Below are 24,991 nucleotides of genomic sequence, written 5' to 3'. Positions count from 1 at the left end.
ATTGCTGCTATGATCGGCATCGCTCAGTCCGGTTGGTGGTTTGTGATGTTTGGCGATTGATCAGATCGCTCAACTCGGACTGAGTTCCCTTCAAGTGATCTACTATTTGGCGAAGCTATTTAGTATGTTATTTACTGTGACGTTTAGATTTGGACATTGTGCTGTGATAGTGTATTTCTTCTGCCTTCTTGATGTAATGAAAAAATATAGCACGCCAATGTCATTGTTAACTTTGTTTTCGCGAATTTTATCTATTGTTTTATTAATTTTTGAATTGGTTTTTGTATGTGTTATCTGGAGTCCTAGTCTATTTGTTTTATCTATAGCATCTATTCCTGGATAATTTGCTGAAATTTCCGATGTGCAGATAAAATTATTGCCATTCAGAATATTTACTAAATTACTTATCAATTCCTCTGAACTTACATTAGCGTCCTGTAAATTTGCTTTAGAATTGAAACGAAGATAGTAGTTAAGTACAGCAAGTCCAAAAGCTACATTTTCTTGTGTTGTTTTCTTATGTAACATACAACCACCTTATTTATTAGCATTAATGACCTATTATTAAATAATAATGAACAGATTTAACTTAAAAGGCCTTACGTAAGCAAGACCTTTCTGTACTTATTTTAAGTTAAGAAAGAAAATAACCGAATCTTGTATTTATACTATATCTTATACACGTCTCATGACGTCCGCCTCTCGCCCAAAGCAAACAATCCCAAACGAGCTCTTAAACCTGAGACATCGCTGAATAATACCGCTGAACGGCCTATAAACCCCGGCGACTCAATTTCCCCGAGCAAACGTCGGGGCTTATCGTTATCCCATTGAGTGAGTCATGGAAAGCAACTGCCTCCATATAACCTCACTCAATGCGGTGCCACTTTCGAAAGGATATGAATCACCCGCACACCCGTGCAGAATCATCGATTACTGAGCGTTTCTCCTGTGTGGGATCTCATTGTTCATACTCCCATTTTGGAATCACGCAGCCTTTAGGGCCGGGGGCGGTCTGTTTTCCGTTCTCATCGAAACGGGTTTCACAGCCGGTGGTCAGCCTGCCGTCTTTCCAGATTCCGCTGCTTTTGACTTTGCCATCGGGGTAATAACAGGCGCTTTCACCCTGACGCAGCGCGCCCTGATAATTTTTGTACTCTTTGCCATCGACCACCAACGGTTTGAAACCCTGCGCGCGACTAATGCATTGCATCTGGCCGTTAGGGTAATAGCTGATTTGGGTGTAGCTGTCATCGGTGCCGATACGCGTTTCATCCTGACGCTGACCGTTCGCATACCAGGTATTATTGGTTTGCTGGCGGTTGAACAGATAATCGGTTTCGGTGAGGGGCGTGCCGTCAGGGTTGAAGGTTTGCTGTTTACCGCAGTAGCCGCGACCGCTCATCGACAGAGGGCAGTAATTGCGTTCGGTAATTTTGACGCCAGTGGCGGTAAATTCCTGCATCAGTCCGACTTCATAACCGCGGTCAAGGGTTGATATGGACTTCGGTTTTCCGTCGGGGAAATTATAGATATTCGGGCCGTCGAGTTCGCCATTGTGGTAGCCGCGATCGGCGCGCACAGTGGTGCCATCGTCATAATATTCGATTTCACGGCCCTCCAGTTTGCCCATGACATAGTCAGCCTGATAAACCATTTTTCCGGCAGCGTTGAACTTCTGGTACACGCCGTGAGGAAGATTATCTTTATAATGAATGATTTGTGTCAGGCGACCTTGCTTATCACTCCAGCGCAGTTCTCCCTGCTTTACGCCAGCGATCAGTTCGACCTGCTGGATCTCGCCGTCAGCCGTCTTGAGTTTCCACATCCCGTTAGCCACGCCTTTCACAAACGGGCCTTCGCCGTTTTCGGTGATCCACATGCCTTGAGGCTGGTCATCAACATAATCGCCCTTCGAGCGTAGCACACCCGCCAGATGGCGCTCGCTGGGGCCATGACGCTGGCCATTGAGGTAAGTATCGAAGCCACTTAGCTCTGGTGCATTGCCATCCATGCCGTCGGTGATCTCCCAGTGGCCTTCACGTTCATCGTTTTTCATCAATCCCGTTGCCGTTTCTTGCCCATCGCTGATGGTCCACTGGCCTTGCTGTTGTCCCGCTACATAGCTACCTGAACTGCCGAAGTTCTCGCCGACGGTGGTCCATTTTCCGTCAGGAACGCCATGTAGGAAAAAACCTTTTACTAAGCCATATTGCGCCGAGTAATAGACATAAGGCCCATTCTCGCTGCCGCTGAATTTAGCCGGGTCAGCTTGCCAACTAATGGCTGTCGCGCGAAATCCGGGTGTTGCGCTGTCTTCCGCGCGACGGAAAGTGACGGTGAGAAATAAACCGTCTTTTTCCGCAAAGGTTTTTTTATAGGCGTAGACGTTGTCTGCTGGCTGTTTCGCAGCATGAGAAGGTGTGCCATCGTCAAGATACCAGCCAACAACGTTGCCCTGAGTAAAGTCGATGTTATCGAAATCGTGATTATCGAACTTAGGGTACTGCGCGCTGTAGTCATAAGGTGGAAGCTTGCCAAGGGCGCGTTTCACCAGTGTTGCATTGAGATCCTTATTCTCGCGAACCAGCTTGTCCAGAACCGGCTGTAAACTCAGCACCGGAATATAGCTGCCGTCTTCGATGTAACGCCAACCGCGCAGGGCGAACTTGCCGTGGCTTTTACTCAACACCAGCGTGATTTGACCCGCCTGGTCCACGTCGACATAAAACACGGATTCAATGGTGGAATCGGGGAAGGTACCGAGCAGGTGGGGAAGGTGATCGACACTGTGATCCTCTTCGCTACAGAAGCAGTAATAGCCTTTGACCACCTGATTTTCCTGAATGAAAACCAGAAGGGCGCTGCTGTCGCGTGCGCCCGAAATGATCGGATGCGCCAGCGTTTTACCTGCGTAAAAAGGGTGTGGGGTGTCATCTGGGGCGGCGATAGCCGTGTTGACCCCTATGACCATATTCAGTAGTAGGATGCCAAACAGTAACTTTACGGCTTTCATTCCCTGACCTGCTCTTTTGAAAAAGTGGCGCTTAGGTTACATGAAATGTTTCTGACGGTTAATATTTCGTTGAATCAATTCGTTGTTGAACGTAGCGCCTCAATCACTACGCGTGCAGATACGCCTCATACCAGCGGCTGAGCTGCTCGGTTACCGGGCGGTGTTCGGGGTTAAACGGGCGACCGTCCAGCGCTTTTACCGGGGTGATACCCGCCAGCGTGCCGGTGACAAAGGCTTCATCGGCGGTAAGGGCTTCTGCCAGTGTAAAATCCTGCGCCTTGACCGTGAGTCCGTTGGTCTGAGCGAGATCGATAATGGTCTGACGGGTGATGCCGTTGAAGCAGTAGCGGCCCGACGACGTCCACAGTTCACCGCGACGGACGATAAAAAAGTTGGTGGAGTTACAGCTGGCGACAAAACCGTGCGGATCCAGCATCAGCGCCTCATCGGCACCGGCCTGCAACGCCTGTAGCAGCGCCTGAATGAGATTAAGTCGACTGTGCGAATTTAGCCGCAGATCGAAGACGTCTGGCGTACTGGTGCGGTAGGTGGAGGTAAACAGCGTCAGCCCGCGTTTTTTCGCCGCCGTATCGACGACTTTATACTCCGCCACGCACACGATGGTAGCACCGCCGATAATAAAGCGGGGATCCTGATTCGGCGTATGCTTTTTCCCTCGGGTAATCATCAGGCGAATATGCGCGCCATCGGTCATGCCGTTGATGGCGAGCGTTTGATAGAGAATAGCGGTCAGTTCTTCCCGGCTATGGCCGATATCCAGCTGGATTGCGGCGGCACCCTCGAACAGGCGATCGAGATGAGCGTACAGCGCAATCAGGCGGCCGTTAACTAGACGCAAGCCTTCCCATACGCCGTCGCCGCACACGTAGCCGGAATCAAAGATCGACACCACCGCGTTATCGCGATGAACAAATTCCCCATTCACATATACCTGTACGTCGTTGTTACGCGGATCTTGCAAATAGGCCTGACTGCTCTGGCTGGATAAGGTGGGTTGCATCGTACTGTTCCTGAATGATGAGTTAAAACGCTCGCTCGGCAAAACGAGCAAGGAAGGCTTGGGTACGGGGTTGCTGCGGATTTTTGAGCACCTGCTCGGCGCTGCCCATTTCGTGGATCACACCATTTTCGATAAAGATAACGCGGTCGGCAAAGTGATAGGCGAATCCCAGTTCATGGGTGACTAACAGCAGGGTACGGCCTTCCTCCGCGAGCGCGTGGATGGTGTGCAGCACTTCACCCACCAGTTCTGGATCCAGTGACGATGTGGGTTCATCGAACAGCATGACTTCCGGTGACATCGCCAGCGCACGGGCAATTGCCACCCGCTGTTGCTGACCGCCGGATAGGCTGTCGGGACGGGCTTCTTGCTTGTTGCTCAGCCGACCTTTTCCAACTGCGCTTTGGCGATGATATCGGCGTCATGTCGCGACATTTTCTTCACCGATACCAGCGCTTCACGCACATTTTCCAGCACGGTCAGATGGGGAAACAGATTGAATTGCTGAAACACCATGCCTACGCGTTCACGCACGGCGCACAGCTGCTTTTCGGGATAATCACGCTGGCCTTGCGCGTTGGTTTTTCCCAGTACCACGCCATCGAGTTCGATGGTACCGGCGCTGGGGATCTCCATAAAATTCAGGCAGCGCAGCAGGGTACTTTTTCCCGACCCGCTACCGCCGATGATGGCAATTTTTTCGCCGCGGCGTACATCCAGATCGATCCCCTTCAAGACCTCAACGGCACTGAAGCGCTTCTGGAGCCCGCGAATGCGCAGGACGATATCGTCATTCAGCGCTTCATTTCCACTCAACGTACTGTTTTCATTAAAAATCATAGTTTCACTCATAGCAATCCTGTGGCGCTGGGGCTAGGGGGTTGAACGGAAATGACGTTCAAGTCGTGCGGCAAGGTAGCTCCCCGGCCAGATCAAAACGAAATAGAGCAGCGCCACCACCGTCAGGATTTCCAGCGGACGATAATAGGTACTGCTCAGCAGCCGCCCCTGATACATCAGTTCGTTGACGGCCAGTATGGAGGCCAGCGAGGTCACCTTGGCTAGCTCGATCATCCGGTTGGTGAGCGCGGGCAACATGTTGCGCAATACCTGTGGCAGAACCACACGCCGCAGGATCACCGCCTGCCGCATACCCAGCGCTTTCGCGCCTTCCCACTGTCCGTGGTCGATGGATTGCAGGCCGGCGCGGAAAATTTCCGTACAGTACGCGGCGCTATACAGCGTCAGAGCCAGTGCGGCGGCGGCAAAGGTACTGAATTGCACACCGACCAGAACCGGAAAGGCGTAATAAAACCAGATCAGCTGGATCAGGACGGGCGTATTACGGAAGATTTCGACAAAGCATCTGGCGGGCAGCGACAGCCAGCGTTTGCCAAACACGCGAAAAAGACCGAGAACCAGCCCCAGCGCGGTGCCCAGCACACCGGCCAGCAGCCAGAGTTCGAGCGTAACGCCAAGGCCTTTCAGCAGCACGGGAAGGTTGTGCCAGACCAGCGAGAAATCCCATTGATAGTGCATGATGTTCCTTACGCGAGCCGACGATCGGTCAGCGACAGTCGTTTCTCAATATGTTGACTGAACAGGCTAATCAGCAGCAGCAGGGTGAAATACATCACCGCCACCAGACTGTAGACTTCCAGCGGTCGGTAGGTTTGGCTGTTGATCTGCATCGCCTGATAAAGCAACTCGCTGTAGGCCAGTGATGACGCCAGCGACGTGGATTTGATGAGTTCAAACGAGCGCTCAATGAAGGGCGGAATCATGCGGCGTAACGCCTGAGGAAGAATGACCCGACGCAGCGCGGTTGCCTTCGACATGCCGAGCGCTTTTGCCCCTTCCCATTGTCCTGAGTGAATCGAAGAGATCGCGCCACGGTACACTTCGGCATAAAAGGCACCGGACTGTGCGGACAGCGCGATCACGGCGGCGGTAAAAGGCGAAAACGTTAACGGCGTAATGACGGGCAGGGCGTAGTAAATCCAGAAAAAATGCACCAGCGCGGGCGTATTACGATAGAAGCCAATCAACATCGCGGCGGGCAGGCGCAAGAGCCGACGGGGCGACATTTTCATGGCGGCGAGCACCATGCCTGCCACCATCCCGATCAGGATGCTGGTGGCACCGATCTTTATCGTTCCCCATAGCCCCTCCAGCAGCAACTGGTGATAGGGCCAGATGGCGGAAAAATCCCACTGATAAGACATAGATGCAGAGCCCCTGGAAACAGCGTAATTAGGAAATAGGTTTCTTATTTTGTTAGAACCGATGCATCTTAGCAGGTCGAAAAAATGATAAATAAATAATAAAACGTGGTGCTAATATTCCTTTTATTTATAAAAGAATGGCGATATGCCGATGCCTCATGCTGCTGAACTTCCTCTGACGTTGCGCCTCGCGACCTTTGCTCATCGACTAACGATTCAGGATATTCCCGCTGCGTTAAGACGAAAAATCGTGCTGCATTTTATCGACAGTCTGGGCTGCGGCATTGCCGGTGCGAGTAGCCAGGTGGTGCGGGATTGCGCGCGTGTCACCCGCCTGCACTATGCGGTGGGCAATTGCCCGGTATTAGATGGCGCCGCGCCGTTGGCGGCCATCGGCGCGGCGTTTTTGAATGCGGCGGCGATCAATGCGCTGGATTACGATGATGGTTATGAGGTTGCCGGGCGCGGTATGGGGCACCCCGGTGCCACGCTGGTTGCCGCCGCATTGGCGGCACTTGGACAGCGCCCGATCGACGGCGAAACGCTGATCTGTGCGCTGGCTGCGGCGTATGAAATTAATGGCCGGATCATTCAGTCTCAGCAGCCGAGTCCGGCGCGTTTTCAGCAGGTCTATGGCGTGTGCCAGCATGAATCCATCGGGGCAGCGGTGGCCTACGGATTACTCACAGGGTGTGATGCCGCAGGGTTAGAGAACGCCATCGGTCTGGCGGCGTCGCTGACGCCGTTGCCCAGCTTGCACAAATATAACTGGCAGCAGCGGCCGCTGGTTTCCTTTAAGGATTACAACGCGCCAGCCGCAGAAGCGGGCGTCCGTGGTGTCGAGCTGCATCGCCGCGGGATTATCGGGCCACGGAATGTGTTGTCCGGCGAGCAGGGATTCTGGCGCATGATGGGGTCCGACCGCTTTGACGAAGCGGTATTGCTGGATGGACTAGGGGAGGAGTGGGCGATCCAGCACGCCAGTTTCAAGGCGTATCCGGCCTGCCGCTGGATACATACCGCACTGGAATCCTTCGAGCGCGTCCAGCACGATCTGGCGCTGTCGCCGCAGGCTATTGAGCAGATTCGGGTCAAAGGAAGCCAGAGGCTAGCCGCTGATTTCATGGATAGGCGGCCGCAAAATGCGACGGATGCGCAGTTCAGCCTGCCGTTTGCGCTGGCCTGTCTGGCCTATCGAATTCCGCGCCATCGCTGGAGTGCCGACGACACCTTAACCAACCCTGAACTTCTGGCACTGGCCGATAAGGTTGACGTTGAAGTTTCTCCCGAGCTCGACCAACTGATGGCGCAGGCGCGCCGGCCGGTGTTGCAGGTTGACGTTGTCACGCGGGGAACGGTGGTGAGCGGTGAGCGCATTGCGTTTCCGCTGGGGTGCGCAGAACACCCGCTGGCGGAAAGCCACATCATGGCGAAGTTTGCGGAGAATCTCTCGTCCCTGCTTGCCCCAACAACGGTTGCGGAGGCAACGGCGGCGTTATCCGAACTGGAACACTGTCAGGATGTCGCCGCGCTGCTGACCCCGCTAATGCAGATGCCCTGACTCCGTTCAGGGCTGTCGCCTTTAACCGTTTCTGACTTATTTCCAGTCTTCTTTAATGACCGATGGCACTTTGCTGACGTCCACGCCGCGCAGTTTAAGCGCCTGTTCATAGTAGTGTTGCGTCTTGCCGGATTGATACAGCTTGGCAAACTCGTCATTCAGGAAGTTATGGAAGGTCTGATCGGCTTCTTTACGGATTGCCCCGCTGGTGCTGACCTCAATAATCGGCTTCGGCAGAATCAGGTTGCCCTTGCCGACTTTAGCCTGTTGCAGCGCCAGAGCAGGGTGGAAATAGGACAGCGCATCGACCCGACCCGCATAGAACGCGGCCACGCCTTCATCCATATTCGGGAAACGCACCAGCTGCGCTTTTGGCAGACGTTTGGTTAAAATCAGGTCCGGGCTGGAGCCCAGCGTGACGCCGATTTTAACATCTTCCCGATTGAGGTCGTCCCAGTTGGTCACCGTAATGCCATCACGAATCAACACGCCTTGCGCATACCAAAAGAAGGGCTGCTCAGGAAAATCGACCGCTTTTTTCCGCTCTTCCGTTGGGTCGAGCACCAGCATGGTATCGATCTGACCAGTCTGTAAGGCGGCGATGGCATTGCCCCAGGTGGTTTCCACCGTCACCAGCTTGACCCCCAGATCGTTTGCCAGTTCTTTACCGATGTTATAGCCGATGCCGTCCCATTCTCCGGTTGATGGATTTTTAAAATACCAGGGCTCGCCCTGTGCCACGCCGATGCGCAACTCACCGGTCTGTTTGATGTGTTGCCATGTCGAAGTTTGTGTGTCGGCGGCCTGGCTGAAAAAGGAGGCGCTAATCAGCGTGATCGCCATGAATACCTGGTGAAGTGAACGTTTCATTATCATTACCTTGGTGATTGAGTTTTAATCGAGGCGATATATTTCGCTCATGCAGAGTAGCGAAATACTTATAGCGAAATTAGTTCTTTTCGCCTTATCTCATTCCAGATAAATATAACGATTCATTGAGAGAAAAATCACGTTGGCGTACGTTCTGCCTTGCGGTAGGGCGCGGCGTCTGGGGTTGTTCTGTTTATCTCGTCCCTTAGCCGATGAGTATTGCCGCTATTTACCGTGTTTTCCCCCTGCGGCAGGGCATAGCAATAATTTCGCTATGCTTTTTAACTATTGGCAATTAACTCACAGTATACGGCGTATTAGACGCTGCGTGGCAGCGTCATCTAACGCTATTGCCGTGTTCAGAGGCCTGCCGAAACGCGGTTATTGATCGACGACGGAACCGTCGACGTGCAGTCGGGTTTTCAGGCCGCGACGGCGATAAGGGAAGCGGTTCTCCAGATCGTCTGCCAGCTCGATACCGATGCCGGACTGTGTCGGGATCTCCATAAATCCGTCCACGCATTTGAAGGTGTTCTTCACCACGTCTTTCTTCCGCACGCCGTTCTCTACGCCAGTCGCACCAAATTTTTCCGACAGCGCCGGCTGGTCATCTCCTGGATATTCCAGCAGCGCGAAGTTGGGAATGCTGACGGCGATCTGCAAACAGGCCGCGGTAGACACCGGACTGAGCGGGTTATGCGGCACCACCATTAAATCGTTGGCTTCTGCCAGCGCGGCCACTTTTTTCGCACCGGTAATCCCGCCGCACATGCAGACGTCAGGGCGCACATAGGCGACGGCGTTGCGGCGAATCAGCATCGCGAACTCCTGCGGGTTATTCAGGCGCTCGCCGGTGGCGATAGGAATATTGATTTTGTCGGCCACTTCCGCCATCGAATCGAAGTTATCCGCGCCGATAGGGTCTTCAATAAAATAGGGATAAAACGGCTCAATGCCGCGAGCGAACACCACGGCATCGGCGGGTTTCAGACGACGATGGACTTCAATGCACAGATCGACATCGTTACCGACCGCTTCCCGATACAGACCGATGCGCTCTATGGCTTCGCCGATCTCTTTGGCGTGAGTGGTGAAGTAGGGGGTATCGCGTGATTCATCCAGAAAAGGCGTCAAATGACCAATCGCGGTGAAGCCGTCGGCTTTGGCCTGTTTCAGGTTGGCGATGGTTTCTTCTGTGGTGCGACCGCCCGCGTGGGCATAAACGCGAGCTTTGTCGCGACAGCGTCCGCCCAGCAGGTTATAAACCGGCGTATCGTAATACTTGCCTGCGATATCCCACAGGGCGATATCGATGGCGCTGATGGCACCCATGATGGCGGCACCGCGGAAATGCCAGCAGCGGTACATATATTGCCAGTGGTGTTCAATACGCAGCGGGTCTTGCCCAATCAGGTACGTGCGCAATGCCTCGACGGCACCTTTAGAAGCATCGAGAAACCCCCAGGCACCGGATTCGCCAATGCCCGTCAACCCCTCGTCAGTGGTGACCTCAACAAACATATATCGATTCGCGAGAATCACGCGCACGTCGGTAATTTTCATCAACCCTTTCCTTAAGTTAGCCTGCTTAGGATTGAGTCTAATCACAGAGGCGTGCGCGTTGTCAACGCTGGCGTCCGAGACGGTAACCGTCTTCGAACGCCGGATGACTTAGAGATGCCCGGACAGGCGCTGGTGAATTTTGGTGCTATGGGTATCCAGCCCGATAATCGTGACCTTCGCATCGTAGCGATGATAGCGGGTTTCGATCGCGTCGAGTGCCGCCACGCTGGAGGCATCCCAGATTTGGGCGTGCGTCAGATCGATGGTGACGTTCTGCGGATCCTGCGCATAGAGAAAGTGCTCGAAGAGATCGTTACTGCTGCCGAAGAACAGAGGCCCGCGTACGGTGTAATGCACCGACTGCCCGTCTTCGCTCACCTGACGCTCTGCGTGAATGACGTGCGCCACGCGGCGGGCAAACAGCAGGATGGCAAAAATCACGCCGCCTGCCACGCCGATAGCGAGATTCCCCGTCGAGACGGTCGCGACAACCGTCACGATGACCACCAGCGTTTCCGACAGCGGCATACGCTTCAGCGTCGTCGGATGCAGGCTGTGCCAGTTCATCGTTTTCAGTGCGACGATCATCATGATGCCCGCCAGCACCACCATCGGAATCTTCGTCATGATTTCGCTCAGCCCGGTCACCAGCAGCAACAGCACCAGCGCGGCGGCGAGGGTGGAAATGCGCGTGCGCGCTTTGCCTAGCTCCACGTTGACGACGGTCTGCCCGATCATCGCACACCCGGCAATGCCGCCATAAAACCCAGCGAAGAGATTGGAAATGCCCAGCCCCCAGCATTCGCGACGCTTGCTGGACGGCGTATCCGTGATGTCGTCGACCAGTTTGGCGGTTAACAGCGATTCCATCAGCCCGACAAAGGCGATACTCAGCGCGGTCGGCCAGATGATGTGCAGCGTTTCAACATTGAACGGCGCCAGCCACTGGGTGAAACCCGGCAATCCGGGCTGCATGGAGCCAGCATCGCCGACGTTAGGCACCGTTATGCCGGTAAACATGGCAATCGCGGTCACCGTCACAATGGCAACCAGCGGCGCGGGAATGCTTTTCACCACATAAGGCAGTAGCAGAACAATCGCGAGCGTCAGCGCAAACAGCAGCCAGACGAGCGAGGATTGCCCGTAAATATGCGGCACCTGCGCGGCAAAAATCAGGATGCCCAGCGCATTCACGAAGCCGATCATCACCGAACGGGGGATATAGCGCATCATCCTCGCCAGTCCTGCCAATCCAAACAGAATCTGAACGATCCCTGCCATGATCACCGCAGGCAGAATATAGGCCACGCCGTGTGCGTGTACCATCGGGCCAATAACCAGCGCCACGGCACCCGCCGCCGCAGTAACCATCGCCGGTCTACCACCGAGAAAAGACATGGTGAAACACAATACGATGGAGGCGAACAGGCTGACTTTGGGATCAACCCCCGCAATGATGGAAAAGGAAATCACCTCTGGGATAAGTGCCAGTGCGGTGATGGTGCCCGCCAAAACCTCGCGCATCAGCAGCGAGGGCGAACGTAATACAGCAAGCGTTGACGTGGCAGAGGGCGCTGACGTCGGCGTTGCGTCGGGTGATGAGATCATAGGTGCAGGCTCTTACTTTTTCTTATTTATCGGTCGATGATGAAAGGCGGGAGAGGATAAATTATCGGCAGTATAAAAGATACTGTCCGTCATCGGCAGGCAAGGAAAAGTCAGTAGGAAAACGAGCGGGCGGATAGCGCGTCGTTCTATCCGCCCGTTCGTTGTGTTCTCTCCGTCAGGAATTAGGCATCAATCGCCAGAATAGCCATAAACGCTTCGCGTGGAATGTCTCGTTTCGAGAAACCAACATTATGCTTTTTATTTTCCCGCTGTTTACGGATCAGTCGCTGTTTCTGCGACAGACTGCCCTGAAAACCTTGTGCCAATGCGCTTTTTCGCAGCGGGGGAATGTCTTCGCGCGCGATAACGCGATTACCGATTTTGGCCTGAGCAGGAACGGGGTACAGCTTGCGCGGAATCACGTACTTCAACGCTTTCACGATCTCGGTTGCCCGCGCCCATGCCTTATGACGGGCGATAATGAAGGAAAAAGCATCGATCAGTTGGCTATCGAGGTAGATGTCGCAGCGCACTAAATCGGAACGCCGGTAGCGACCGGGCTCATAATCCAGCGTGGCATAGCCTTGTGTGAGCGATTTCAGGTTATCAAAAAAGCCGAAGATCATCTCGTTGAGCGGCAGCTCCCAGTGTAATGTCACGCTGCCGTTATCGAGATATTGCATGTCGATAAACTCCCCACGGCGCGAGGCGCAGTATTCCATCAACGTGCCGACGTAGGCGTCCGGTGTGTTGATGGAGCAGATAGCATAGGGTTCTTCGACGAAGTGCAACACGTCCTCTCCGGGGAAATGTGCCGGATTATGGATCGTCAGGCATTGGCCGTTATGTAACGTGACGCGGTATTCCACGCTGGGCGCGGTGGCAATCACGGAGATGCCGTATTCGCGCCTGAGCCGTTCACGAACAATATCCATATGTAACATCCCAAGAAAACCACAGCGGAAACCGGCACCCAGTGAGGCGGAAACATCGGGAATCCAGTGCAACGCCGCATCGTTAAGTGACAGCTTATTCATGGCGTTACGCAAGCCTTTCAGATCGTCGTCCGCATCGGGATAGAGCCCAGAAAACACCATCGGCTTCATGTCCTGATAGCGAGCAACCGGCTCTGTCGCGGGGTGTTCGGCTGACGTCAGCGTATCGCCCACCCGGATGGCGGCGGCGTCTTTCAGTCCCGCCGCGAGATAACCGACTTCACCGTTTTCTAACGCGGTACAAGGTTGACGATGGGGGAAAAAAGCGCCGGTTTCGGTGACCTCAAAACGTGTTCCTGATGACATGAAACGTAGCGTTGCACCAGCCTGAATACTGCCATCCACCACGCGTACATGCATGATGGCACCCTGATAGGGATCGTAATGTGAATCAAACACCAGCGCGCGCAGCGGGGCATCGGCAAGCCCTGTTGGTGCCGGGAAATGGTGGGCAATCGCGTCCAGTACCTCGGCCACGCCCTCACCGGTTTTGGCAGAGACCGTCAGCACGGTGCTGATATCCAGCGAGGGAATCGCCGCCAACTGCTGCATTACCTGCGGCACGTTAGCCTGTGGGCTGTCGATTTTGTTCAGGACGGGCAGAATAGTCAGCCCTTGCTGTCGGGCGAGATTGAAGTTGGTGATTGTCTGTGCCTGAACGCCCTGCGTGGCGTCGATCAGAAGAATCGCACCGTCACAGGCGGCGAGACTGCGGGAGACTTCTGCAGAAAAATCGACGTGTCCCGGCGTATCCACCAGATTGAACTGATACCGCAGACCTTTCTCATCCCGATAACTCATGCGTACGGTTTGCAATTTGATGGTGATGCCGCGTTCCCGTTCTATCTCCATCGAATCCAGCAGCAGTTCGCGCATGTCACGTTGGGCGACGGTTGCAGTCAGTTCGATAAAGCGGTCGGCGAGGGTGGATTTGCCATGATCGACATGGGCAATAATGCAGAAATTACGAATTTGAGGTGTACACATAGAAAAGGCCTTTCACATCATGATGTCTGGCTCGGTATCGCGTGCGACGTTGAGAACAGACAGAGAAATTCGCGCTGAAAAAATCCAGCGAAGATGAAAATCAAAAGATGTAAAAGTGAATAGCCGCCGCGATGATAGCGCGTTTTATTTTGCGGCGGCAAGTCATGATGTTTGATGTGGATTGTTCCCCCGAAAATTTAATACACGACGATTGAGAGGTGCATTCCATTACGAGGGCTGTTCGCTCCTGTGGCTTTCCGGAATTCTCTTTAAACACCCATCACGCGAGCCATGATGGCTTGATGTAACCAGCGTGGAGTGGCCCAAGTCAGAAATGTAATCGCTTTATTTCCCATACCTGGAACAACGCTCATTCGCCCAGCCTGAAGAGCCCGGATACCAGCCTGAACAACAGGTTTAGGTTGCATCATCACACCTTTTAGCGCAGGAGTGAGTTTTTGTTTGGCTGCCGTAGCAAAACCGGTGTCAGACATGCCCGGGCACAGTGCAGTGACAGTGATACCATCGCTTTTAAGCTCACGATGCAGAGCATCGGAAAACCGGAGCACATACGCTTTAGCTGCTGAGTAAACGGCAAAATTCTTTACGCCTTGATAAGACAGCAAGCTGGCGACCATCAAAATATGTCCTTTGTGCCTGACGCGCATATCTTCTGCAAAGAGCCGGGTTATCGCTGTCAAACTGGTGATATCCAGATTGATCATATCCAGCGACTCACCCAGTGATTGATCTAAAAAGCTGCCCTGCAAACCGTGGCCAGCGTTATTAATTAATATATCAACCACAATATTTTGTTCTTTTAGTCGGCTGTGTAGATCGCTGATTGCGGTAATCACGGAAAGGTCCACTTGTTCAACTATTACATCGACGTTGAAATCTTTGCGTAATGCCTCCGCGAGTATTTCAAGCTTATTAAGCCGACGCGCCACCAGGATGAGCGACTTTCCTTGTGCCGCATATTGCCTTGCGAATTCCTCGCCAAACCCGCTTGAAGCCCCCGTGATAAGCACCCATGTATTGTTTTTTACTGTCATGTTAATAACTCCAGTTGTTTAGTTTCAATGGTACAGGTGCCAGTTTGTGGCTGTGTTGGGTGAGTATCTTATTGTGCCTTCGCAGTGGTTTCTGGCGGCTGCCAGCCACCACCGAGCGCCTTGAATGTGGCGACGGCTGCGCGTGCCGATTCGGTTTGAGCCTGAGCCCTGGCATCGGAGGTTTGTAGCAGGGTTTCATCGGCGTGAAGAACGTCAATCAGGCTGCTTGTTCCTTTCTGGTAGGCGATGAACGACGACTGCCGCGCGCTGGCTAACGCGGTCTCACCGGCGGTTAACGTTGCGGCCTGCGTTTCGCGATTGACCAGGGCCGAGAAGGCGTTCTCAACGTCTTCGGTCGCACGGAGTACCGACAGACGGTAAGCCGCCAGCGCTTCGGCTTCCTGTCCCTTCGCCTGATCGATCTGGGCGTTAATGCGGCCGAAGTCGAAGAGTCGCCAGCGCAGCCCTAATACCCCCGCCGATTGGCTGGCACCGTTGGAGAACAGGTTGCTGCTCGACACCGACGTTGCACTACCGAGCAAGGCGCTGAGCGAGAATTTAGGATAGTACTCGCTGATGGCTACCCCGATGCGTGCGTTGGACGCCGCGAGGTGGCGTTCGGCCACGATAATATCGGGTCTGCGGCGCAGCAGATCGGCGGGTGTCCCCGTTGCTATGAGCGCCGGAGGCTGTGGAATGGCCTGTGAGCTGGACAACTGGGCCCGATGCGTGCCGGGAGGTGTGCCGAGCATAACGTCCAATGCGTTCATCGCGGCATCGATCCCGGTCTGGAGAGCGGGCACGGTTGCCTGAACCTGCGAAAGCGCGCCCTCCGTCTGACGAACCTGATATTCTGCGGCGAGCCCTTTACTGTGGAGTAGCTGTACCTTATCCAGCAGCTCTTGCTGTGTCTTGACCTGACTGTTGGCGATCGCCAGACGCGTTTGTAACCCGCGCAGAGTGATATAAATATCGGCAGTCTGAGCGGCGACGGCCAGCCGTGTGGCCGCGACGCCCGCCTCTGAAGCCTGATAGTCAGCCAGTGCCGCCTGACGGCCGCGTCTCAGGCCACCGAATACATCAAGCTCCCAACTGGCGTTGAGATCGGCTTCATAAGCATTGCCGTAGCGATTATAGCCAGGAACCGAGTTGAGTAGCTGACCTTGTGGCGTTTCAATTGACTGGTAGGCGCGAGTGCCTTGTCCGCTGATGTTGCCCGAGGGCAGCAGCGCCGCCGTTGCTGCGCCAAGCCCGGCACGCGCCTGACTCATCCGTGCGGACGCCTGAGCTAAATCAAGATTCTGCGCGAGTGCCCTTGAAACTAACTGGCTCAGTAAGGGATCATTAAAGCTTTCCCACCAGACCGCAAGGTTGGCTGCCTGAGCTGCGCTTTCTTGTTCTGCAGACGGTTTTATGACGGATTTCGCCTGATAACGATCCGCGAGTAGCGCGTCCGGACGGTGATAATCCGGCCCAACGGCGCAACCTGCCATTAAGCTCGTAGTCACCACCAAGGAAAGGGTACGGAGGGATAACATAGGAATTCCTTGAGTCAAAAAGATTGTGACCATATTACGTATTGGTCACTCGTTGTCAATCAGCGCTCGGTGAGCTAAGCTTGAGTAATGACTAAACACATGAATACACAGTCCCCACGCGGGCCGTCGGATCACAGCGTTCGAGATCAGGTTGTTGAAGCGGCGACTGAGCACTTTGGACACTTTGGCTATGAGAAGACCACCGTGTCCGATCTGGCCAAAGCGATTGGTTTTTCTAAGGCCTACATCTACAAGTTTTTTGATTCCAAACAGGCCATCGGTGAGATGATTTGTACTAACCGACTGGCAATGATTATGGATATTGTCAACGCGGAGCTGGTGGATGCGCCAACGGCTTCAGAAAAACTGAGGCGCCTGTATAAGGCCTTGATAGAGGCGGGTAGCGATTTATTTTTTCACGATCGCAAGCTTTATGAGATCGCCGCGGTATCCTCGCGCGAACGCTGGCCTTCAGCCGTTGCTTATGAAGAAAAACTACGTCAGCTTGTTCAGCAAATTCTTCTTGAGGGACGGCAGTCCGGGGAATTTGAGCGCAAGACGCCGCTGGATGAGGCGGCAGAGGCCATCTATCTGGTCATGCGTCCTTATGCTTGCCCTATTCAACTGCAATACAACCTGGATTCGTCAGCGTCCGCTGCGGTGTTATTACCGTCGTTAATATTGCGTAGCCTGGCACCTTAAAATAGTGACCATTGACAATATTGGTCACTAGTTGGAGAATGCGGTTTCTGTCCTGCTCATTTAAGAAGGGAACCCATGCTTCGGCTAAAATCCACCACTCTTGCTGTTTGCCTGTTGCCTCTCGCCCTGGTGGCGTGTGGCGACGCTTCCGATGTCGACGATCCACGCAATCAGCCTCCTCTGGTGAGAGCGGCTACCGTGGTGAGTGCTGTTGAGGCTTCTCGCTCATTCACCGGTGTTGTTGTCGCACGAGTTCAAAGCGACTTGGGTTTTCGGGTGCAAGGCAAAATCCTTGAACGTCTGGTTGATACCGGCCAGACCGTGAAACGCGGCCAGCCTTTGATGCGTCTGGACCCTATCGATCTCAGCTTACAGGCACAAGCCCAGCAGCAGGCCGTTACCGCGGCCCGTGCCCGTGCCAGACAGGCGACCGATGACGAAGCTCGCTATCGTGGTCTGGTTGCCGCAGGTGCGGTATCCGCTTCGGCTTACGATCAAATAAAGGCGGCTGCCGAGACGGCGAAAGCGGAACTGAGCGCCGCACAGGCTCAGGCTGATGTAGCACGCAATGCGACGGAGTATGCCGTGTTGCTGGCCGATGCCGACGGCGTGGTAATGAATACACTGGCTGAACCCGGTCAAGTGGTGAGTGCAGGACAGGCTGTTGTTCGGCTAGCGCGCGCGGGGCAGCGGGAAGCCATCGTACAACTGCCCGAAACGCTACGCCCCGCGGTTGGAAGCGAAGCGCAGGCAATGCGCTATGGCGCAGGAGAACAGCGTGTTCCCGCGAAACTGCGGTTGCTCTCCGATGCAGCCGATCCGTTGACGCGTACCTTCGAAGCGAGGTATGTGCTTGAAGGTGAGCTGGCGAGCGCACCGCTCGGATCCACCGTTACGCTCCACATTGCGCAAGATGACGTATCCCGCCAGATGCTACAGGTGCCTTTAGCGGCAATCTATGATCCAGGGAAAGGGCCGGGTGTCTGGCGTATTTCAGGCGATCCCGCCAAAGTATCATGGCAACCCGTTCAGATGTCTGGCCTTAGCGACGATAGGGCAAAGGTGATCGGGAATCTCAAACCGGGAGAGCAGGTTGTTGCCTTGGGAACGCATTTGCTGCATGACGGCGAGGCGGTCCGAGTGATTGAACAGCGCGATGCCAGCGTCGCCGGGAGCCAGCCATGAGCGAGGGAAGATTCAATCTTTCGGCGCTTGCTGTCCGTGAGCGCTCCATCACGCTGTTTCTTATTATCCTGATTACCGTCGCGGGCATTCTCTCGTTCTTTGAACTGGGGCGGGCAGAAGATCCACCGTTTACGGTCAAGCAGATGACCATTGTTTCTGTCTGGCCGGGGGCGACCGCTCAGGAAATGCAGGATCAGGTGGCCGAACCGCTGGAAAAGCGCATGCAGGAACTCAAGTGGTATGACCGCAGTGAGACTTACACGCGTCCTGGACTCGCTTTTACCATGCTGTCACTGCTCGACAGTACGCCGCCTTCACAGGTACAGGAAGAGTTCTATCAGGCGCGTAAAAAGCTCGGCGATGAAGCCAGGAACCTGCCGGCAGGCGTGGTTGGACCGATGGTTAATGACGAATTCTCCGATGTGACCTTTGCGCTCTTTGCGCTGAAGGCGAAGGGCGAGCCGCAGCGTTTACTGGTTCGTGATGCCGAATCGCTGCGTCAGCGTCTCTTGCATGTGCCGGGCGTGAAGAAGGTCAATATCATCGGGGAACAGGCTGAACGTATTTTTGTGTCGTTCTCACACGACCGGCTGGCGACGCTGGGTATTGCTCCTCAGGACATTTTCTCCGCGCTGAATAGCCAGAACGAACTGACGCCTGCCGGCTCGATTAATACGAGCGGGCCGCAGGTCTTTATTCGCCTGGATGGCGCTTTCGACAAGTTGGACAAGATCCGTAAAACGCCGATTGTTGTACAGGGTAGGACGTTACAGCTTTCAGACGTAGCAACCGTTGAGCGTGGCTATGAAGATCCTGCGACCTTCCTGGTTCGCAATCAGGGAGAACCGGCGCTGTTGCTGGGCATTGTGATGCGTGAAGGATGGAATGGCCTGGATTTGGGGAAGGCACTGGATGCTGAGACGACCAAAATCAATGAAGGCATGCCGCTTGGCATGACGTTGACGAAAGTCACCGATCAGTCGGTGAATATCAGCTCGTCTGTTGACGAATTCATGATCAAATTCTTCGTCGCGTTGCTTGTCGTGCTGGTTGTTTGCTTTATCAGCATGGGCTGGCGCGTGGGGGTTGTCGTTGCCGCCGCGGTGCCGTTGACGCTGGCTATCGTTTTTGTGGTGATGGAAGCGTCCGGTAAAAACTTTGACCGAATTACGTTGGGTTCTCTCATTCTGGCGCTGGGTTTGCTGGTCGATGATGCGATTATCGCCATCGAGATGATGGTGGTGAAAATGGAGGAGGGCTATAGCCGTGTTAAAGCCTCCGCCTATGCCTGGAGCCACACGGCTGCCCCGATGCTGGCAGGTACGCTGGTCACCGCTGTGGGTTTTATGCCTAACGGTTTCGCGCAATCCACCGCCGGTGAGTACACCAGCAACATGTTCTGGATCGTCGGTATTGCCCTGATTGCCTCCTGGGTCGTTGCGGTGGTCTTCACGCCTTATTTGGGCGTAAAAATGCTGCCGGAAATCAAAACCGTAGAGGGGGGACACGCCGCCATCTACAACACCCGCCATTACAACCAATTTCGCCGTTTACTGACGCGTGTTATCTCGCGGAAATGGATCGTGGCAGGTACCGTGGTGGCTGCCTTTACCGTAGCGATCTTAGGTATGGCGCTGGTTAAAAAACAATTCTTCCCGACCTCCGATCGTCCTGAAGTGCTGGTAGAAGTGCAGATGCCCTATGGGACTTCCATTGAGCAGACCAGTGCGGCAACGGCGAAGGTAGAGGACTGGCTGAAGAAGCAGGAAGAGGCAAAAATTGTTACGTCTTACATTGGGCAAGGTTCACCGCGCTTTTTTCTGGCTATGTCGCCAGAGCTGCCCGATCCGTCGTTTGCAAAAATTGTCGTGCTGACGGACAGCCAGGAAGCGCGTGAGGCGCTCAAGTTTCGGCTTCGTGAAGCGGCGGCCAATGGCCTGGCACCGGAAGCGCTTGTTCGGGTGACTCAATTGGTGTTTGGCCCTAACTCACCTTATCCGGTGGCCTACCGTGTTATGGGGCCGGATCCGACCACGCTGCGTGAGATTGCAGACAAAGTGAAAACGGTGATGCTGGCAAATCCGATGATGAGGACCGTCAATACCGACTGGGGGCCGCAGGTGCCGGCGCTGCATTTCACGCTCGATCAGGATCGTTTGCAGGCGGTGGGATTGACATCGAATGCGGTTGCTCAGCAACTTCAGTTCCTGCTCTCGGGGGTTCCGATCACGTCGGTGCGTGAAGACATCCGCGCGGTACAGGTCATGGGGCGTGCTGCCGGGGATATCCGGCTTGATCCAGCAAAAATAGCGGGCTTCACGCTCGTGGGGTCTGCCGGTCAGCGTATTCCTCTGTCGCAGATAGGGGAAGTCGACGTGAAGATGGAAGATCCTATCCTGCGCCGCCGCGATCGCACACCGATCATTACTGTACGGGGTGATATCGCCGAAAATCTGCAGCCGCCGGATGTCTCTATGGCGATCCTGAAACAGTTACAGCCCATCATCGATACACTTCCGGCCGGATACCGTATTGAACAGGCTGGCCCGATTGAAGAGTCAGGAAAAGCTACTCAGGCGATGGTACCGCTGTTTCCTATCATGATTGCTATCACGCTGCTGATCATCATCCTACAGGTGCGGTCAATGTCGGCAATGGTGATGGTGTTTCTCACTTCACCGCTGGGGCTGATTGGCGTGGTGCCAACGCTGCTGCTCTTCAACCAGCCGTTTGGTATCAATGCGCTTGTGGGGTTGATTGCGCTATCCGGTATCCTGATGCGTAATACTTTGATCCTTATCGGGCAGATCCATCACAACGAGCAGGAAGGACTCTCGCCATTCGATGCGGTGGTGGAGGCGACGGTGCAGCGAGCCCGACCTGTGTTGCTGACCGCGCTGGCCGCCATTTTGGCGTTCATCCCGCTCACTCATTCTATTTTCTGGGGCACGCTGGCATACACGCTGATTGGCGGGACGTTTGGCGGCACCATCATCACGTTGGTGTTTCTGCCTGCGATGTACGCTATCTGGTTCAAGATACGTCCAGAGAATGAGAAGCACGTCGATAAACCCGCCGCGGTGTAAGCCGTCGTTCCTATGAAAACGCTCGTCACACAGGGTGGCGAGCGTTATCCAGTCTGCTGCGTGGCACAGTTTTCCACGTCGTCATTGTCATTAAAATCACCATGAGCACTGTCATTATGGCGAAAACGCATTCCTTCGAAAGCCCGCAATTGACCGGAAAAATTGTCGCGTTATTAGCGGGGCTTTCGGCGATTAGCATCTTGTCTACAAACATTATTCTTCCGGCTTTCCCCGATATCGGAGAGCAGCTAGGGGCATCCCCCCGTGAACTTGGTCTGACGCTATCCAGTTTTTTCATCACGTTCGCGCTGGCTCAATTGGTTGTCGGCCCGTTATCGGATCGTTATGGACGCAAGACGCTCGTTCTGGGAGGGCTTTCCATCTTCATCGTTGGCACTGTCGTCGGCGGCCTTGCCGGTTCACTTGAAACGCTGATCGTCGGAAGGGTCATTCAGGCGCTGGGCATCTGCGCTGCGGCAGTGTTAGCCCGAGCAATTGCACGCGATCTGTTTGACGGTGAAACGCTGGCGCGGGCGCTATCGCTGACGATGATCGCGACAGCGGCGGCCCCCGGATTTTCACCGCTGGTGGGAAGCGTACTGACGACGACATTGGGCTGGCGCGCGATCTTTATCCTGGTGGGGCTGGCCGCCTTTGTCATCGCCATCTTATATGCGCACGGGCTGGGGGAAACGCATCCCGCTGAGCGTCGTGCACCGTACTCCATTCCGAGCGTCATCGTGGCGTACGGCAAGCTGGTTGTGGATGGGAAATTTATCCTTCCGGCACTGTCGATGAGTCTGTTGATGAGCGGCCTGTTTGCCTCTTTCGGTGCGGCACCGGCGATTCTGATGGAGGGGATTGGCTTATCGTCATTCCAGGCCGGACTCTATTTCGCCTCCACCGTATTTGTTGTCTTCGGGGCGGGAATGGCTGCGCCGCGACTGGCGCGTCGCTATGGTCCGAGAAGCGTGGCGTCGGTGGGGCTCGCTACCGCGTTAGCCGGTGGGAGTTTGCTACTGCTTGGTCCGGAAGCACCAAGTCTCAGTGGGTATACCTTGTCGATGATCGTCTTCCTCTGGGGAATGGGCTTAGCCAATCCACTGGGAACGGCCATTACGATGGGGCCTTTCGGGAAAGAAGCGGGTTTGGCATCCGCGCTGCTTGGGTTTTTGACGATGGGAATGGCGGCGATAACAACCTGGCTGGGCTCGGTACTGACGTTTCCCGCTGTCACCACGCTGGGCGGTATACAGGTGACGGCCTGTCTGATAGCACTGGTATTGTTTCTCAGTGGTCCGCTGATGAGAACGAATACGCGCTCAAAGGCGTAATGCTGTAAACGTATCTGCTTGATTAACCCGATGCGGAACCCCCGAAGGGGTTCCGAATGACATTACAGATCTACTTTGCGACAACCTCATTATTGATGGCATAGACCGTGCAACTCACTGCCCCTTTGTGCTGGAATTTTTCACAATTCTTGACGGCTGCGACAGCTGCCTCATTGCCGGTTCGCGCCCAGTATGCTGTTCCCCATGCCCCGTTTTTGTTTGTCGCAAATGCTTTCTCGTAAAGTCGTGCCGCTTCGTATTGTCTGAATGCCTTTTTGCCTGCAAGATTATTCAGGTCTGCGGGGGGAGTAAGATGTGTTACCGGTAAGGTCACGACTTCCTCGACTGGCAAGTGTTGCTGCGCAAGGAATCCCGCCACGGTTTTCCACCAGAAATCCTCCGGGGCTGTATCCATAAAGACGTGTCCATTTTTTTCAAAAGCGGGCATTTCGATAAATTCAGCTTTACCACCACCGCTACGATAGGCGTCATAAAATGCTCTGCCCATTTCTGGTGTGAACGATTGATCATTGCTGGAATAGAGCCACAGAGAAGGAATGCGTGCGGTGAGGCCATACGTGGTGAATGCTTTAATCAGGCCGGATCTATCACAAAGTGATTTACCGTCGATGGAACCCCGGCCTCCGTCAAAATTGATGATAGCCTGAACGCCGGGAGGGTTGGCCGCACTGGTTGCCAGCACGGCAAAACCGCCTGCGGACATACCCGCCAGTACTGCTTTATCCGGTGAGGCCCAGGGCTGGCGCCTTATAGCCTCAAGCGCGGCCAGCATATCTCGGGTGTCTTTTTCACCTGCCAGCTTATGCAGCGGCTGCTTACAGGAACCGCCTGAATATTCAGCCCCACCGCTTGAATAACCGTACCCCTCCCGTAGAACGGTCACCGCGGCATAGCCGTGACGCGCAAAGGCAAGCGCCGTTGACGATTCGCGGTTTGGGTTCATTTCCCAGCGATCAAATTCGGCCGTACCTACGGTGCCATTCGTGATCACCACCACAGGGAGCTTTGTCTGGCTGACTGGTCGGGTGACGAAGGCATCGAGTACGGCTGGCTTACCATTATCCAGTGTGACCTGTAACGAAAGTGGCTCCCTGATTAGGCCTTCAAATTGCCGGTTTTTTAGTGAAGCATTTATTGGGGTGGCGATGGAAGAAAAGGAGAGACAAAACAATGCAGTAATGACGGTTACTCTGATGAATCTGGCTATAGAGTGATGTCGCATTTTTGTTAACCTTAGCAAGTGTTTGATGAGGTTTTTTCGTTCAACGCGCGTCGATGAATATCAGGTATTCATTACGGCCTCAACGGCAACAGAAGGTCTATTGAGCTGCGGTTTAAATAAATGTATAGGCCGTGTGAGTTGGATAGTTTTAAGGGGTTATCAGAAGGTTTGGGCGCTGTGGGTTTCGCTCTGTGACGAGACAGTCGCTAAGAGACATATGCGGGTCACTCCATTATCGAACCGGAAAGACTCCAAATCTGACCACTAGATTCTCCCGATGCAGAGGGAAAACAGAATGTGTACCGGAAAGACTTTTGCAGGTGAAGGCATTGAATAAAATGATAAAAACAAAAATCCCGCTTAAGTTTCCTTAAGCGGGATTTTCTAAATTTGGCTCCTCTGACTGGACTCGAACTTCATCTGCAACTCCTGTTATTAATGGGATTGTAAAAACAAGTTGATTATTTACCAACATATTTACCATCATTATTATTTTCTTATCGATTTAATGTCAATTAAAAACAATTGGTTGTTGTCATAATCATCTAAATAAACGAATCTAAATTTATTTTCATTATCAACATGGTGTTGTCGTTATTTTAATTAAAGTAATTGATATAAAACAATTAGTTATTTTTTAGTAAAGAAAGAATGATTAGTCAAGATGAAAACTCTTACATCCAAGATTACTTATCTGCTCTCACACCATTCTGAAAAACCGCACCTCTTTTCCACTTTCTCTATCATGTTGAATGGGTTAACTTTTATGAAACACAAAAGCAATCGGTAGAACAATGACTACACAAAAAGAAATAGAAGAAATCAGGACTGCGTTATCTTGGTTTGATGTACGCCGATATGATGGCCTGAAAGACCTCACCCTAAATAGCTTCGCCAAATAGTAGATCACTCGAAGGGAACTCAGTCCGAGTTATGCGATCTGATCAATCGCCAAACCAAACAAATCACCAACCGGACTGAGCGATGCCGATCATAGCAGCA

Annotated in this window: 17 protein-coding genes and 1 pseudogene; 5 read left to right on the top strand and 13 right to left on the bottom strand. The window is 53.8% G+C overall.

Annotation, left to right across the window (positions count from 1 at the left end; genetic code table 11):
• Nucleotides 1–102: 102 nt before the first annotated feature.
• The 6 genes and pseudogenes from Q3A88_RS19900 to Q3A88_RS19875 form a co-directional block, all read right to left on the bottom strand.
• Nucleotides 103–528, bottom strand: coding sequence for an SMEK domain-containing protein (locus Q3A88_RS19900; RefSeq protein WP_317178509.1), 426 nt, complete (start codon nt 526–528; stop codon nt 103–105).
• 433 nt (nt 529–961) lie between these two features.
• Entirely contained in the window at nt 962–3,016 is a 2,055-nt protein-coding gene (locus Q3A88_RS19895) for a hypothetical protein (RefSeq protein WP_317178508.1), read from the bottom strand.
• A gap of 106 nt (nt 3,017–3,122) precedes the next feature.
• The gene (locus Q3A88_RS19890; RefSeq protein WP_317178507.1) at nt 3,123–4,037 is read right to left on the bottom strand and encodes an aminotransferase class IV; all 915 of its coding nucleotides are present in this window, start codon (nt 4,035–4,037) and stop codon (nt 3,123–3,125) included.
• Nucleotides 4,038–4,059: 22 nt separating this feature from the next.
• Nucleotides 4,060–4,877: pseudogene (locus Q3A88_RS19885) on the bottom strand (amino acid ABC transporter ATP-binding protein).
• 33 nt (nt 4,878–4,910) lie between these two features.
• Nucleotides 4,911–5,576 carry an amino acid ABC transporter permease gene (locus Q3A88_RS19880; RefSeq protein ID WP_317178506.1) on the bottom strand — a complete coding sequence of 222 codons (666 nt, stop codon included), beginning with the start codon at nt 5,574–5,576 and terminating at the stop codon, nt 4,911–4,913.
• 8 nt (nt 5,577–5,584) lie between these two features.
• Nucleotides 5,585–6,262, bottom strand: coding sequence for an amino acid ABC transporter permease (locus Q3A88_RS19875; protein WP_317178505.1), 678 nt, complete (start codon nt 6,260–6,262; stop codon nt 5,585–5,587).
• A gap of 151 nt (nt 6,263–6,413) precedes the next feature.
• On the opposite strand from Q3A88_RS19875, the gene Q3A88_RS19870 reads away from it, so the two are divergent.
• Nucleotides 6,414–7,823, top strand: coding sequence for an MmgE/PrpD family protein (locus tag Q3A88_RS19870; RefSeq protein WP_233989503.1), 1,410 nt, complete (start codon nt 6,414–6,416; stop codon nt 7,821–7,823).
• Between the two features lie 36 nt (nt 7,824–7,859).
• Here the strand turns inward: Q3A88_RS19870 and Q3A88_RS19865 are convergent, their stop codons facing one another.
• The 6 genes from Q3A88_RS19865 to Q3A88_RS19840 all read right to left on the bottom strand — a co-directional run bounded on the left by Q3A88_RS19865 (nt 7,860) and on the right by Q3A88_RS19840 (nt 16,439).
• Entirely contained in the window at nt 7,860–8,693 is an 834-nt protein-coding gene (locus Q3A88_RS19865) for a transporter substrate-binding domain-containing protein (RefSeq protein ID WP_014915956.1), read from the bottom strand.
• Nucleotides 8,694–9,074: 381 nt separating this feature from the next.
• The gene (locus tag Q3A88_RS19860) at nt 9,075–10,256 is read right to left on the bottom strand and encodes a mandelate racemase/muconate lactonizing enzyme family protein (protein ID WP_039285604.1); all 1,182 of its coding nucleotides are present in this window, start codon (nt 10,254–10,256) and stop codon (nt 9,075–9,077) included.
• 108 nt (nt 10,257–10,364) lie between these two features.
• Nucleotides 10,365–11,864, bottom strand: coding sequence for a SulP family inorganic anion transporter (locus Q3A88_RS19855; RefSeq protein ID WP_317178504.1), 1,500 nt, complete (start codon nt 11,862–11,864; stop codon nt 10,365–10,367).
• Nucleotides 11,865–12,046: 182 nt separating this feature from the next.
• On the bottom strand, nt 12,047–13,846 hold the full coding sequence (lepA, locus tag Q3A88_RS19850; RefSeq protein ID WP_317178503.1) for a translation elongation factor 4: 1,800 nt from the start codon (nt 13,844–13,846) through the stop codon (nt 12,047–12,049).
• A 269-nt stretch (nt 13,847–14,115) separates the two neighbouring features.
• Entirely contained in the window at nt 14,116–14,901 is a 786-nt protein-coding gene (locus Q3A88_RS19845; protein WP_317178502.1) for an SDR family oxidoreductase, read from the bottom strand.
• Between the two features lie 68 nt (nt 14,902–14,969).
• Nucleotides 14,970–16,439 carry an efflux transporter outer membrane subunit gene (locus tag Q3A88_RS19840; protein ID WP_317178501.1) on the bottom strand — a complete coding sequence of 490 codons (1,470 nt, stop codon included), beginning with the start codon at nt 16,437–16,439 and terminating at the stop codon, nt 14,970–14,972.
• 87 nt (nt 16,440–16,526) lie between these two features.
• On the opposite strand from Q3A88_RS19840, the gene Q3A88_RS19835 reads away from it, so the two are divergent.
• The 4 genes from Q3A88_RS19835 (at nt 16,527) to Q3A88_RS19820 (ending at nt 22,746) form a co-directional block, all read left to right on the top strand.
• The gene (locus Q3A88_RS19835) at nt 16,527–17,141 is read left to right on the top strand and encodes a TetR/AcrR family transcriptional regulator (RefSeq protein WP_039320038.1); all 615 of its coding nucleotides are present in this window, start codon (nt 16,527–16,529) and stop codon (nt 17,139–17,141) included.
• A gap of 75 nt (nt 17,142–17,216) precedes the next feature.
• Nucleotides 17,217–18,326, top strand: a complete 1,110-nt coding sequence (locus Q3A88_RS19830; RefSeq protein ID WP_317178500.1) for an efflux RND transporter periplasmic adaptor subunit — start codon at nt 17,217–17,219, stop codon at nt 18,324–18,326.
• Nucleotides 18,323–21,412 (top strand): efflux RND transporter permease subunit, encoded by a 3,090-nt coding sequence (locus tag Q3A88_RS19825; protein WP_317178499.1) that lies wholly within the window; start codon nt 18,323–18,325, stop codon nt 21,410–21,412. Before Q3A88_RS19830 ends, Q3A88_RS19825 begins: the two co-directional genes overlap by 4 nt.
• Nucleotides 21,413–21,528: 116 nt before the next feature.
• Entirely contained in the window at nt 21,529–22,746 is a 1,218-nt protein-coding gene (locus tag Q3A88_RS19820; protein ID WP_233989474.1) for a multidrug effflux MFS transporter, read from the top strand.
• 70 nt (nt 22,747–22,816) lie between these two features.
• Here the strand turns inward: Q3A88_RS19820 and Q3A88_RS19815 are convergent, their stop codons facing one another.
• Complete coding sequence (locus tag Q3A88_RS19815) at nt 22,817–23,989, bottom strand: dienelactone hydrolase family protein (protein WP_110162263.1); 1,173 nt, start codon at nt 23,987–23,989, stop codon at nt 22,817–22,819.
• Between the last annotated feature and the right edge of the window lie 1,002 nt (nt 23,990–24,991).

Source organism: Pectobacterium sp. HCp5_1, assembly GCF_032905925.1.
GTDB lineage: Bacteria > Pseudomonadota > Gammaproteobacteria > Enterobacterales > Enterobacteriaceae > Pectobacterium > Pectobacterium brasiliense_A.
The sequence above is the reverse complement of the archived record's forward strand: the minus strand, read 5'-3'. Positions and strand labels throughout refer to the sequence as shown.